The sequence below is a fragment of the Flavobacterium piscis genome, from assembly GCF_001686925.1.
Classification (GTDB): Bacteria; Bacteroidota; Bacteroidia; order Flavobacteriales; family Flavobacteriaceae; genus Flavobacterium; species Flavobacterium piscis.
Map to the genome: position 1 here is coordinate 120,398 of NZ_LVEN01000044.1, position 12,733 is coordinate 133,130.

Sequence of the window (12,733 nt, forward strand, 5' to 3'; positions counted from 1 at the left end):
CTTTTCCTAAATAAATATATAGCAAGATGGCAAAGAAAGGTAATAGAATCCAGGTAATTTTAGAATGTACTGAGCACAAGACTTCTGGTGTTCCAGGTACTTCAAGATACATTACAACTAAGAACAAAAAAAATACTCCGGACAGATTAGAGATTAAAAAATTTAATCCAATCTTGAAACGCGTAACTGTTCACAAAGAAATTAAGTAATAATTAGAGATTTTTGTAGATCTCAAAAGTAATACGTTACTATTTAGTTATAGTAGGTAATACTTGAAGATTTATTGAATTTCAATAACATTTGAATCATGGCAAAGAAAACCGTAGCATCGTTACAAACATCTTCTAAGAGATTATCAAAAGCCATCAAAATGGTGAAATCTCCTAAAACTGGTGCATATACATTCGTAGAATCTATTATGGCTCCTGAAGAAGTTGATACTTTCTTGAAAAAGAAATAATTACAATTACATTATATAGAAAAGCTACTTTCATTCGGAAGTAGCTTTTTTATTTTTTATATTTGTCTAGAAATTTAAAGAAGGAGAACAATATGTTTTTTTTAATAGGCCTTCTTTAAAGATTAAGATTTCAGATAATTTAAAATCTAGAAGTCTAACAATCTAATAATCTACAAAAAAATGAGTTTTTTTAAAAAATTATTCTCTACTGATAAAAAAGAGACTTTAGACAAAGGTCTTGAAAAATCAAAAACTACTTTTTTCTCAAAGTTAAGCAAAGCCGTTGCCGGAAAATCTAAAGTCGATGACGACGTTCTGGATGATTTGGAAGAAATTCTTGTTGCTTCTGATGTTGGTGTAAATACAACACTTAAGATAATCTCAAGAATCGAAAAACGCGTTGCTGAAGACAAATATTTAGGAACAGAGGAACTGAACCAGATTCTTCGTGAAGAAATTGGTGCTTTATTATCTGAAACCAATACTGGAGAAGCGACCGAATTCGAAATTCCGAAAGATAAAAAACCATACGTTTTAATGGTGGTGGGAGTAAACGGAGTTGGTAAAACAACTACAATTGGTAAACTGGCTTATCAGTTTAAAAAAGCGGGTTATAAAGTTGTTTTAGGTGCTGCAGATACTTTTCGTGCTGCTGCTATCGATCAATTGCAAGTTTGGGCAGATCGTGTAGATGTGCCTATTGTGAGACAAAATATGGGAAGTGATCCTGCTTCTGTTGCTTTTGACACTTTGCAGTCTGCTGTAGCGCAAAATGCCGATGTTGTTATTATTGATACTGCTGGACGTTTGCACAACAAAGTTAATTTGATGAATGAGCTTACTAAAGTAAAACGTGTGATGCAAAAAGTGGTTGCGGATGCGCCTCATGATGTATTACTAGTTTTAGATGGTTCTACCGGTCAAAATGCTTTTGAGCAAGCGAAGCAATTTACTGCTGCAACTGAGGTAACTTCTCTTGCTGTAACTAAACTTGACGGAACTGCAAAAGGTGGTGTTGTAATTGGTATTTCTGACCAGTTTCAGATTCCTGTAAAATATATTGGTGTTGGTGAGGGGATTGAGGATTTACAGGTCTTTAATAAATATGAATTTGTAGATAGTTTTTTTAAATAATTTTTTGAACTAATTCAATGAGTTTTTCTTCTTTAAAAAATATGACGCCTCTTACTTTTTATTTTGCAAGCGTTGTTTGTTTTGTACTGGCAAATGTACTACGAGATAAAAATTTGTCTTTTTACTATGTGTTATTGGTTTTAGGAGTGATTTTCTTTTTTATGGGAGTCTTAAAAAGATTGCGTACGAAGTAATCGTTTTTGTTTTTGTACAGTTAATTGCAAATAAAACTGAATACTGGAGTTTTATCCTTATTTCTTATGAAGTACTTTTTTCTTGTTTTAATTTGTGGTTTGATTTCCTGTACAAATACAAAGAATGAGAATGAAATTACAAAAAGTAAGGTAATTGTTATCCAGCCATTGGGTAATTTTAAATTAGATCAGGCTAATAAAGTTTTGATTCAAATTAAGGAAATTAATCCTAATGTCATTTTAAGACCTAATATTTCTTTTCCTGAAAACTCTTATTATAAACCTCGAAATAGGTATCGTGCTGATAGTATTATAAAATCTCTTCGTAATAATATTGGGAACGATTCTGTTATTGTGGGTTTGTCAAACTTTGATGTTAGTACTACTAAAAACGGAATCAAAGATTGGGGAATTATGGGATTGGGTTACCGCCCTGGTAAATCCTGTGTAGTTTCGGATTTTAGAATGGCAAAGAAAAATAGAGATCAACAATTTTATAAAGTTGTTTTTCATGAATTGGGTCATACAGAAGGTTTGTCTCATTGTAAAACAAAAACCTGCCTAATGAGAGACGCTGAAGGTGGAAATCATCTCGATGAAGAAAATGATTTCTGTGACAGCTGCAAAAGCTTTCTGGTAAAAAAGGGATGGAATTTGATTTAAATAAGATGTTTTTTATTTAAGTTCCCATTTTGTCCCGTCGGCAAAAGCAATGTAATAGGCTCTTACTGCTAGAATAGTGTAGGCATCTGTCGAAAAATCTTCCCATATTTTAGATTCTATTTTTTTTGACTTCAGTAGGACATCGGTGTGTCCTCTTGTTATTCCCTTTACAAAGAAAAACTGTCCGCTTGCCGGTTTATCAAAAACATTTTCACAGTACCATTCAAATTTAATGGCTTTAATGTTTTTTGGTGTGGTGTTTTTGAAGGTTAGTTTTATGTCTTTATGATCAGAATATTGATTTTTAAGCAAACTTGCTGAAATAATCTTAACGGGTGAATTCTTCGTTTTTTCTGTATCTAAGAAGTTGTTTTTTACGGAATCTGTTAGTGTTTTTTCTACTGTATTTGTAGTTGGATTATATTCCTGGATTTTGGCCTCGGTTATGTTGTTTCTTTTGTTGGTGCAGGAAACTAAAATCAAGATAATAAATAGTGCTATCTTTTTCATTTTGTTTATTGTATGAGCTTTAATATCTGGTATTTAGTATTGTGATAAAAAAAAGTAAAAAAATTAAATGCAAAGATGCGATATGTTAAATTTTCTTATAGCCAGTAAAAGTCAAATTTCAGGTAGAATAAGTTTTTAATAAGGTTATTTTTTTATTTTTTATTATTGTAAATCCTGTAAAAATTAAGAGATAAATATTTCATTTGAATTTTATAAAGTTAACTTTGTGATGCAAAATTTTCTTTTGAAAACAGGGCCCCTAGCCCTGATGGGAGCAGCATCCTTTTGTGGTGTTCCCGAAAGCTATCGGGAGACACAAGAGATATAGTGGACAGCAGGAAATAGCTCCTAATTCTGCTACTGAAACTTAAGAAAGCTATGAGTAACAATTATTGAATTTTAATAAAATATAGTATGAAAAACACTTTTATGGTTTTGGTTTTATCGCTTTTGTTTGTGAGCTGTAAGCAGGAAATTAAACCAGAAGATATTGCGAAATTAAACGGTTATTGGGAAATTGAAAAAGTAGTTTTTGATAAGGGCGAGGACAAAGATTACAAAATGAATGAAAGTTTTGATTATTTTGACATAAAAAATAATAAAGGAATTAGAAAGAAGGTAATGCCACAACTTGATGGCACTTTCTTGACCAGTGATTCTTTTGAAAATGTTTCGGTTCGGTTTAAAGATGACCAGGTTTTCTTAGATTATAAAACAGATTATGCAAAATGGAATGAGGAATTGATTTCAATAACAGACGAGAAGCTAGTGGTGAAAAATCAGGAGAAAAAAGAATATCATTATAAAAAAGCAGGACCGGTAAATTTATTAGACGATGGCAAAAAGACTAAATAATCAGAGTACGATTGGGGCTGTTTTACAACAGATTATCCAGGTGAATAAATTAGGTCCCGGAATGGATCAGATTGATGTAAAAGAGGCTTGGAGACAGTTGATGGGCAATGGTGTAAATACTTATACGAAAAATGTTGTCCTGAAGGGAAGTACTTTATATGTAGAGCTGGCATCGGCAGTGTTGAGAGAAGAACTAAGTCACGGAAAAACTAAAATCGTGAAAATGATCAATGAAGAGTTGGGACGCGAGGTAGTAAAAGATGTAATTTTGAGATAGACTTTTTTTGAGTTGATAATGAAGTTTTTATTATGAATATAAAATCTAAATTTAATTTTTTTGCAATCTTTATCATTTGCTGGATAACTATATTGCCATTTTTGGTTGTTTATCTTTCGGCTACATCTCGGGTTGCAGGTATGTTGTGGCCTGTTCTGTTTGTGGCTTTTATTATCTTTTTTTGGCTGACAGTTTTTAGAACGAGAGCTTATAAAGTTGAGATTGACGATGATAGTGTAATTGTAAAACGTTATTTTGGAGCAGGAAAATCTGTAGTTTACGATTTTACGACTTTAGATGGTTTTATAACTTTGATTGAATCAGCAAAAGGAGGTGTTTATGAATCTCTTTTTATTCTTAAAAATGGAAAAAGAATTGGTAGTATTTCAAGTTTTTATCACAGTAATTTTGAAGAGTTAAAATCGATTTTGAGTGATAAGCTAAACGATATGGGTGAAAGAGAATCTAGTTTTACTGGCGAATGTACTGAGCTGTTTAAGTAAAAATGAAAATAAAAAGAAAATCCTGTTTGTGTAAAGCAAACAGGATTTTTTTATGCGTTTCTGTGACTGAAAACGGCCACTGAGACTGAAAACTAATATTAGAATTGCTCTCTTCCGGCAAAATGAAATGCACCTTCGATAGCAGCGTTTTCGTCGCTGTCAGAACCGTGAACTGCATTTTCTCCGATAGAAGTTGCGTATGCTTTACGAATAGTTCCTTCAGCAGCTTCAGCTGGATTTGTAGCTCCAATTAAAGTTCTGAAATCTTCTACTGCGTTGTCTTTTTCTAAAATTGCAGCAACAATTGGTCCGCGAGACATGAATTCAACTAATTCTCCGTAGAAAGGTCTTGCTGAGTGAACTGCATAAAATGCCTGAGCATCAGCTACAGTTAGTTGAGTTAATTTTAATGAAACGATTTTGAAACCTCCATTAGTAATCATTGCTAAGATATTACCGATGTGTCCGTTTTGAACTGCATCTGGCTTAATCATTGTAAAAGTTCTATTAGTTGCCATTTTATATTTATTAAATTTTGTGCAAAAGTATACTTTTTTTATGAATTGATTTTAATTAATTCGTAATTAAAACACGGTACAATGATGTTTCGACTAATAGAAGCTGTTTTTTAAAACCATATAGGTAGAGATGCGCCGCAGTGCATCTCGCGCAAAACATTTAATGATGTAAAAAAAGACGCACTGTTGTGCGTCTCTACATATGGTGAGATAATTTTAAACTTTAAAAATCAATTTCTTTTTGTAGAATACCCACAATATGAAAGTCCAAATGCCAACATAAACCAATGCTCCGGCTAAAGAACCAGTCATCGGATTGTTGAAAAATGGTGCAATTCCGAAAGTATATAAATAATTTAAAAGATTTATTTTTTCTGCAGGATGATGCGGGTTTTGAAACTCGATCATTACTAAAGCCTGCGGGATAATTTGTGAGGTAAAAAAAACAATCATTGGGTTTACTCCCCAGACCAGGAAAGGCTTGAAACCTTTTTTATAATTAGCAATATCTATTATATAATATAAGATGGTTAAAACTACTGTCGCTAATCCTGTCGTGTACAGAACGTAGCTACTGGTCCAAAGTGATTTGTTGATAGGGAAAATGATATCCCAAATTAATCCAAAAAAGATAAGTATTGTACCGATAATACCCATTCTTTGTGCTTTTTGAATTTTGATCATATTGGTTTGTAAAAGTTGCCCAATCAATAAACCGATAATTCCGTTTACGATTGACGGAATCGTACTCAAAATTCCCTCCGGATCCCAGGTTACGGTTCCTCGATACATATGCCCTTTTAGTAAAATACTGTCAAGCCATGAAGCTAAGTTGGTTCCTTTCTCAAGATTTGCTTCGCCAATTCCGGGAACAGGAATTAATGTCATTATGGCCCAATAACCTAACAATAAAACGATTCCAGTTATAATCTGCGTTTTTTGGGATGTTTTTAAATACAAAAGAGAAACAACAAAATATACAATTGCAATACGCTGTAAAACTCCCGGAAGTCTTACGTCTTGATATGCTTCGATACCGCTATAAGCAAGTAACAGATAAATAAACAGAATCGAAAAGGCTAAAATATTTTTGATTTTTGAACTGAAACTGCCCATTAAAGCATAACCAACGGCAATGGTAATAGCAAGTCTGCCAATAAGAAGCGGTATACCTTCAAGGCCGAACAACTGTATTTTTCCGAAAAAGTTGAAGAAAATTCCTAAACAAAGCATTCGTAAGGAACGAACTAAAATTTTGTTGAAAGTTGTACCGTCATAAAATTTATCTGGCATTGCTAAAGGAACTGCAACTCCCATGATAAAAATAAAAAATGGAAAAACTAAATCGGTTAGGGTGCAGCCGTGCCATTCGGCGTGTAATAATGGAGGATAAACATTTCCCCAGTCTCCGGGGTTATTTACAATTGTCATCAATAAAATAGTCAGTCCTCTAAAGACATCCAATGAAATCAAGCGCTCTCTGGTCATAATTTTGGTAAATAGGTTAATTTTTGTGTTTAAAAAAGTTGCTATTTGGTTTAGAGAGGCAATAATTTCAGAAGAGGTGGTTATTTGTTTCTGAGGATTATTACTTTATTGTTTTTGTTTGCCACGAATTAAACGAATTTACACTAAATTTTTAAGGAAAAGCAATATGTTTTTCCTTTGAGAATTTACATTCTTGGAAATTTGTGTAGTTCGTGGCAAACTTTTTTTTATATCATAATTATATTAAAATTCGTTTCTAATGGTTTTAGTTTTTGAATTAAAAGCGGAATTAACTGTTCACCTTTTTCCAGATAAAATTCTGAGAAATTAGTATGGCGTTCCTGTAAACTCTGATTAGGAAACAATTCGAATTGTAAATCTGTTACACGTTGCAATTCGTTCTCTAATTTTCGTTTTTGGGCTTTTAATAATCTTTTTTCAAGATTGTCTAATCCTTTCTTTTGTTTTACTTCCTGCGCTTTTACAGCTCCCGTAAATGATTTGTCGGTTTGTTGCGCAAGTTCATAAAGATATTCAAATTGTTTTTCTAATATTTCTTTTTGAGGTGTTAAATCAATCGGAAATGCAGATAATTTATGTGTAATAGCGTTTATTAAATTATCTGGTTTTGTGAATAAATCTGCCCAGCTTAAACCTAGGTTGTCTGCTTTCTTACCTTGTTTTTCTGTTGCTAAAAGTACAGAATTACGAACCAAAAGCATTGGAAAAGTAATGTTTACAGCTTCAAAAAATGATTTTAATTCCAGCCAATACGCAATTTCTCCGCCTCCGCCAATGTAGCACAAATTTGGTAAAATAATTTCCTGATACAACGGACGCATGATCACGTTTGGACTAAATTTCTCGGGATTGCTTTCTAATACTTTTAAAATTTCATCTTTAGAAAATGACATTCTAGTGTTGTTGACAAAATATTTATCATTTTCGAAAATAATGCGTTCACGCAAATCATCTTCGATATAAAATAAATTTATTTCACGAGGATTTACCTGAACCGTATAATCCTTTAGTTGTTCTATAGTTTCCTGAACTGCTTTAAAAGAAGTTTGTTGCTCTAATTCTTCCTTGATGTACGGAATGAAAGCTTGTTTTAAATTGGCATCATCTGCATCTAAAATTACCAAGCCGTAATTTGAAAATAAGCTATTGGCGAGAAATCGCGTAGCATCGGCAAGGTTTTTATGTTTTAAATACGCTTCTTCAAACAGTTTTTTTATAACGCTGGCATTGGTGCTTGATCCTAATTCTAACGAATAAATTTCGAAAAATTCAGCTAAACCTTCTGTCGAAAGTCTTCCAACTGGACCATTGCTTTCTTTATTCCAACGGAATTTTTTTCCTTTAAAATTAAAATAATTGATCTCTTCAAAATCATGATCTTCTGTCGCCATCCAATAAACAGGCACAAAATTATTCGATGGATATTTTAATTTTAATTCCTTGGTAAGATTAATCGTCGAGATAATTTTATACAAGAAATACAAGGGACCGCTAAATAAATTTAACTGATGTCCGGTGGTAATGGTATACGTGTTTTGAAGCCCTAAAAGTTCGATGTTTTGTTTTGTCGAATCAGAAATTTCGATGTTCTGGTATTGCTTCCTCAAAGTTTCAACCAGTGGGATTCGGTTGTTGTTATCAAAGTTGGCTGCTTTTTCGGCAATTTGTTTTTCGAAGTTTTCCAAAGTTGGAAAGTTGTTGTACAGCGGCTTCAATTCTAATTTTTGATCTAAATAATCTTGCATCAATTTAGAGAAATATCCTGAAGTTTGGTAGCTGATACAGTCGGTTGGCATAATTTTAAATTTATTTTTGACAGCTGTAAATTTAATGAAAATATGCAGTGAAAAACAGTTTTAACGATAGCTTATGATTTGATTTTTCAATTTTATTTTAAAGCTCCTCTAATCAAGTTTTTAATGTTGAGTTTTTTCAGTATTAAAATAAAAATGAAAATTCGGTAAAGTTGTTAAAAATGGATGATCATTTAAAAGTATTTGTTCTAAAGATGAATTATTAATAGCTAAATTCTATTTTTGTAATCAAAAAAGATATATCTATTTTACATGGAAACTACCCCGAAAAAGAAGAACTCACTAAAACACGTTCTTTTTGGTTCTTTAATAGGAACCACAATTGAATTTTTTGATTTTTATATTTATGCCAATGCCGCAGTATTGGTCTTCCCACAATTATTTTTCCCCGGTTCTAATTCGACGATAGCGACTTTGGAATCTTTAGCTACTTTTTCGATCGCTTTTTTATCACGTCCTCTAGGATCCGCTTTTTTTGGACATTATGGAGATAAAATAGGTCGTAAATTTACTTTGGTTGCCGCTTTATTAACAATGGGAATCTCGACAGTTACCATTGGATTTTTACCAAGTTATGCCAGCATTGGCGTTGCAGCTCCGTTATTATTAATGCTGTGCCGATTTGGACAAGGCGTAGGTTTAGGAGGCGAATGGGGAGGAGCTGTTTTATTGGCTATAGAAAATGCACCACCAAATAAACGTGCCTGGTATGGAATGTTTCCTCAATTGGGCGCTCCAATAGGATTATTACTTTCAGGAGGCACTTTCTTATTCTTAACCGATTCTATGAGCAATGAAGATTTTATGGATTACGGATGGAGGATTCCGTTTATTGCTAGTTCTCTTTTGGTAGTAATAGGCTTTTACATTCGAACAAAAATTACCGAAACTCCTTCTTTCGAAAATTCTAAAAAAGAACAGGAAGAAGTAAAAGTTCCTTTTTTAACACTGGTGAAGTCGTATAAAAATCAACTTATTTTTGGAACCTTTGCCGCTGTTACCACTTTCTTGGTTTTTTATTTAATGACAGTTTTTACGTTGAGTTGGGCGACTTCAGATTTAGGAATTGTGAAAAGAGACGGATTATTAATACAGTTGTTTTCGGTATTGTTTTTCGCCATTTTTATTCCAGTTTCGGCTGTAGTTGCAGATAAAATTGGCCGACGTAAAATGCTTATTATTGCTACAGTGGCGATCGCGATTTTCGGATTTTTCTTTTCTTATTTTTTAAGTTCGGGAAATATGGTGTTAGTAACTACTTTTGCCTGTATCGGAATGGCTTTAATGGGCTTTACTTATGGGCCATTGGGAACTTTTTTGTCAGAGTTGTTTCCAACAAATGTGCGTTATTCTGGTGCATCCTTAACTTTTAATTTGGCAGGAATTTTGGGTGCTGCTTTTGCGCCTATGATAGCAATTTGGCTTGCCTCAACTTATAGCGTAAGTTATGTAGGTTTGTATTTAACAATCGCCGCATGTATTTCTTTATTTGCCTTTTTGGTCATTAGTAAAGAGGAACATAAATTTTAAAAGTTTAATAGCAATCCTGATAGCTATCGGGAACAAAAGATATATATAAAGTCCGCAATCTTGATAATTATCGTGATTGCGGACTTTGTAGTTAAATCTATCTCTTCAAACTAAAATGGCCCCTGTATTCTTCCCCGTTCAATCTTGTTGCAGCAAACCAATAATCTGACGCGGGTTCATTTGTACCAAGATAAGTTCCGTCCCAGGAAGTATTAGAATTTAGTTCCTTGATGAATTTTCCGTAGCGATCAAATATTTTGATTCTTGTATTCGGTTTCAAATAAGCGAAATCTATTGTCCAGGTATCATTATAGCCATCATTATTTGGTGTAAAGAATTTAGGAAAAGGAAGTTCGTCTACAAAATTGATACAATCTCCCTGAGTTGCTTCCAAAATATTTATGGTAATGGGAATTCTGTCGCTTTCGCAATTGTTTATGGTTTGTGAGGCATAATAAGTGATTCCGTTTTGAAGAACTGTTGTTTCAGACAAAGTATTATTTGAAGATGTAATTTGATACCATTTTATATTTTGCCCTGTAATGTTAATGCTTTTTATTGAAGCATTTTGTTGTACACAGAATGTCTGCGGAGAATCAGCAATTGGATTTTGGGTTTCTTGTATTTTTACTGTTATGGCAAATCGTGGGCTTTCACAATTATTTAATGTTTGTGTAGCGTAATAAATGCCATTTTGTAATAAATCTGTTGTTTCTAGGATATTTCCGCCTATTTGAGAATCATAATATTTAAGATCTCTTCCGTCGATAGTAAGATTTTTAACAGTTTTAAATTCATTTTTGCAAAAAGTTTGGGTGTTATTTCCCGATGGTTGCTCTGTATCATAAATTTGAACTAAAACAGGTGTTTTTACACTTTCGCATCCAATAGTTTGCGAAGCATAATATGTTTTATCGTTTTCTAATAGAGTAGTAACGGGTAAATTGGCACTAGATATATCAGTTTCGTACCATTTTATATTTTGTCCTAAAATTTGGATATTGGCTAAAGTTGCATTTTCGCTTTTACAAAATATAGGACTTTCATTTTCAACGGGTGCAGTTGGAGTATTTGTTAGAGTTACAGTAACGGCTAATCTTTCAGTTTCGCAAGTGTTTGATGTCTGAGAAGCATAGTAAATTTTTCCATCTTGAAGTATTGTTGTGGAAGAAAGAAGATTTCCATTTACAGCATTATCATACCATTTTATTCCGCTAAAATTTGGAACCAAATTATTAATTGTTGCATTCTGACTTGCACAAAAAAGCTGACTTTCTTCACCATCAGGCTTCGATGGGTCGCATGGGCTAAGTTTAACGATGAAACCATCAGTTGTAACTACAACTCCTCCATGTAAAGTGCTTAATATTTGAGTACCGGTTCCAGGATCAAAATCGCATTCCGAGTTAAAGTCTCCTAAAAGATATATGCTTTTATTTTTAACTTTAACATCTTTTACTAACGAACGGTAATTAGAAATTAACATATAAGCTTTATTAAAATTTCTATTAGAATCAAATTTTATTGCGTAGCCAGATCCATATTGAATAGACCCATGGGGATTTTCTAAGAAAAAAACATTTGGCGAAGGATCAGCATCAACTTTTCCTGCAAAATCACCAACCAAATAAATGTTATTTTGTGCATCATTTTCTATTTTCAACATTCGAAAGTCTGCAGAAAATTGTGCAACAAAATATTCTTTTAAATCCAGAAATTTACCATCACGGTCAAGCCATAATAAAAACTTTTGCGAAGTAGTATTTACTAAATTTGGTGAAGGATCAACATCTATAGTTCTCTGAAAAGTCCCATTAGCTCCAGCGATAATGATATTTCCTTGAAGATCAAGATGAAAAGTATTGATAGCTTGCTGCGATAATTTTTTTTCCCAAATAACATTTGCATTGATTGTATTAATATTTAATATCGAACACATGGGATAACCATTGTCTGAAGTGTTTAATACAGCAATAATATTTCCGTCTGGTTTCGTCTTAATACTAACATCAGATAATTGAGGAGTTTCAAATATTTTTTTCCAAATAAAATTTCCGGAATTATCCAGCTTTAAAATGTAGGAAGCGATATTTTGTGACTCAAATTTTACATCCGTATTGTTGAATTTTAAAGTTTTTGAGTTTACAAACCATCCACTGATTAGAAAATTATTTTGATTATCAATGTCAAAGTTATTGGTAAAAAATGATCCGGGATTTTTAATTTTAATTTTTGATAATTCATTTCCTTCAGGAGAAATTTTTATAATTGTGATGAAGGAGTCGATTTGATTAGAAACCAACTCTGTAGTTTGTAGAAAAAGATAAAGATTGCCGTCAGTTCCAATCTTTATTTTATATGCATACTGACTTGATTTTAGATCTCCAAAAGTTTTTCCCCAGGCAAAATCACCATTGTCATATAGCTTTACTAAATAAATATCTGCATATGGAGAAAATGGGGTACTACGATTATCAATAATTTGAGTTCCATTTGGAGTTGGATCAAGATCGTATGTGTAAGATTGTGCAACACCAATAAAATAAGAATTACCACTATTATCCACTTCTATTGATTCTGCTTCATCAGTTTGTTGGTTTCCTATTTGTCTTACCCACTGAAACTCTTGAGCGTTAGTACGATTACAAAATAATAAAAAAAGTAAAAATAATATAAGTAATTTTTGTTTCATATAAAGAAGTTGGTTGTCACAAATGTAATTAAATATCTACAAAATAAAACTAAAATTACAAGTTGAATCTTTTC

13 protein-coding genes are annotated in these 12,733 nt (G+C 32.6%); 8 read left to right on the forward strand and 5 right to left on the reverse strand.

The window, feature by feature from the left end:
• Positions 1-26 precede the first annotated feature (26 nt).
• The 4 genes from rpmG (at position 27) to FLP_RS20250 (ending at position 2,451) form a co-directional block, all read left to right on the forward strand.
• Positions 27-209: a 50S ribosomal protein L33 gene (gene rpmG, locus FLP_RS20235; RefSeq protein WP_008253902.1), complete on the forward strand. Its 183-nt coding sequence runs from the start codon at positions 27-29 to the stop codon at positions 207-209.
• 98 nt (positions 210-307) lie between these two features.
• Positions 308-460, forward strand: coding sequence for a DUF4295 domain-containing protein (locus tag FLP_RS20240; RefSeq protein ID WP_007805819.1), 153 nt, complete (start codon positions 308-310; stop codon positions 458-460).
• A 180-nt stretch (positions 461-640) separates the two neighbouring features.
• Positions 641-1,594, forward strand: a complete 954-nt coding sequence (gene ftsY, locus FLP_RS20245; protein WP_065451306.1) for a signal recognition particle-docking protein FtsY — start codon at positions 641-643, stop codon at positions 1,592-1,594.
• A gap of 260 nt (positions 1,595-1,854) precedes the next feature.
• Complete coding sequence (locus tag FLP_RS20250) at positions 1,855-2,451, forward strand: Zn-dependent protease (RefSeq protein WP_065451307.1); 597 nt, start codon at positions 1,855-1,857, stop codon at positions 2,449-2,451.
• Positions 2,452-2,463: 12 nt separating this feature from the next.
• Here the strand turns inward: FLP_RS20250 and FLP_RS20255 are convergent, their stop codons facing one another.
• A complete protein-coding gene (locus FLP_RS20255; protein WP_065451308.1) occupies positions 2,464-2,961 on the reverse strand; it encodes a hypothetical protein in 498 nt (165 codons plus the stop codon).
• A gap of 414 nt (positions 2,962-3,375) precedes the next feature.
• On the opposite strand from FLP_RS20255, the gene FLP_RS20260 reads away from it, so the two are divergent.
• Genes FLP_RS20260 through FLP_RS20270 form a run of 3 tightly spaced genes read left to right on the forward strand, consistent with a single transcriptional unit; the run spans position 3,376 to position 4,596 of the window.
• A complete protein-coding gene (locus tag FLP_RS20260; protein ID WP_065451309.1) occupies positions 3,376-3,816 on the forward strand; it encodes a lipocalin family protein in 441 nt (146 codons plus the stop codon).
• On the forward strand, positions 3,797-4,093 hold the full coding sequence (locus tag FLP_RS20265; protein WP_065451310.1) for a DciA family protein: 297 nt from the start codon (positions 3,797-3,799) through the stop codon (positions 4,091-4,093). Before FLP_RS20260 ends, FLP_RS20265 begins: the two co-directional genes overlap by 20 nt.
• Positions 4,094-4,125: 32 nt before the next feature.
• Complete coding sequence (locus FLP_RS20270) at positions 4,126-4,596, forward strand: hypothetical protein (protein WP_065451311.1); 471 nt, start codon at positions 4,126-4,128, stop codon at positions 4,594-4,596.
• 98 nt (positions 4,597-4,694) lie between these two features.
• Here FLP_RS20270 and FLP_RS20275 read toward each other — a convergent pair whose 3' ends face one another.
• From FLP_RS20275 to bshC, 3 genes are all read right to left on the reverse strand, one after another.
• Positions 4,695-5,114 (reverse strand): nucleoside-diphosphate kinase, encoded by a 420-nt coding sequence (locus FLP_RS20275; protein ID WP_065451312.1) that lies wholly within the window; start codon positions 5,112-5,114, stop codon positions 4,695-4,697.
• A 216-nt stretch (positions 5,115-5,330) separates the two neighbouring features.
• Positions 5,331-6,602: an acyltransferase family protein gene (locus tag FLP_RS20280; protein ID WP_065451313.1), complete on the reverse strand. Its 1,272-nt coding sequence runs from the start codon at positions 6,600-6,602 to the stop codon at positions 5,331-5,333.
• A 227-nt stretch (positions 6,603-6,829) separates the two neighbouring features.
• Positions 6,830-8,419, reverse strand: a complete 1,590-nt coding sequence (gene bshC / locus FLP_RS20285) for a bacillithiol biosynthesis cysteine-adding enzyme BshC (protein WP_065451314.1) — start codon at positions 8,417-8,419, stop codon at positions 6,830-6,832.
• A gap of 270 nt (positions 8,420-8,689) precedes the next feature.
• On the opposite strand from bshC, the gene FLP_RS20290 reads away from it, so the two are divergent.
• On the forward strand, positions 8,690-9,967 hold the full coding sequence (locus FLP_RS20290) for an MFS transporter (protein WP_065451315.1): 1,278 nt from the start codon (positions 8,690-8,692) through the stop codon (positions 9,965-9,967).
• 97 nt (positions 9,968-10,064) lie between these two features.
• Here the strand turns inward: FLP_RS20290 and FLP_RS20295 are convergent, their stop codons facing one another.
• Positions 10,065-12,659 carry a T9SS type B sorting domain-containing protein gene (locus FLP_RS20295; RefSeq protein ID WP_065451316.1) on the reverse strand — a complete coding sequence of 865 codons (2,595 nt, stop codon included), beginning with the start codon at positions 12,657-12,659 and terminating at the stop codon, positions 10,065-10,067.
• Positions 12,660-12,733 lie beyond the last annotated feature (74 nt).

Coding starts and splice junctions, on each gene's coding strand:
- rpmG (WP_008253902.1), top strand. CDS start 27: ATGGCAAAGAAAGGTAATAGAATCCAGGTAATTTTAGAATGTACTGAG.
- FLP_RS20240 (WP_007805819.1), top strand. CDS start 308: ATGGCAAAGAAAACCGTAGCATCGTTACAAACATCTTCTAAGAGATTA.
- ftsY (WP_065451306.1), top strand. CDS start 641: ATGAGTTTTTTTAAAAAATTATTCTCTACTGATAAAAAAGAGACTTTA.
- FLP_RS20250 (WP_065451307.1), top strand. CDS start 1,855: ATGAAGTACTTTTTTCTTGTTTTAATTTGTGGTTTGATTTCCTGTACA.
- FLP_RS20255 (WP_065451308.1), bottom strand. CDS start 2,961: ATGAAAAAGATAGCACTATTTATTATCTTGATTTTAGTTTCCTGCACC.
- FLP_RS20260 (WP_065451309.1), top strand. CDS start 3,376: ATGAAAAACACTTTTATGGTTTTGGTTTTATCGCTTTTGTTTGTGAGC.
- FLP_RS20265 (WP_065451310.1), top strand. CDS start 3,797: ATGGCAAAAAGACTAAATAATCAGAGTACGATTGGGGCTGTTTTACAA.
- FLP_RS20270 (WP_065451311.1), top strand. CDS start 4,126: ATGAATATAAAATCTAAATTTAATTTTTTTGCAATCTTTATCATTTGC.
- FLP_RS20275 (WP_065451312.1), bottom strand. CDS start 5,114: ATGGCAACTAATAGAACTTTTACAATGATTAAGCCAGATGCAGTTCAA.
- FLP_RS20280 (WP_065451313.1), bottom strand. CDS start 6,602: ATGACCAGAGAGCGCTTGATTTCATTGGATGTCTTTAGAGGACTGACT.
- bshC (WP_065451314.1), bottom strand. CDS start 8,419: ATGCCAACCGACTGTATCAGCTACCAAACTTCAGGATATTTCTCTAAA.
- FLP_RS20290 (WP_065451315.1), top strand. CDS start 8,690: ATGGAAACTACCCCGAAAAAGAAGAACTCACTAAAACACGTTCTTTTT.
- FLP_RS20295 (WP_065451316.1), bottom strand. CDS start 12,659: ATGAAACAAAAATTACTTATATTATTTTTACTTTTTTTATTATTTTGT.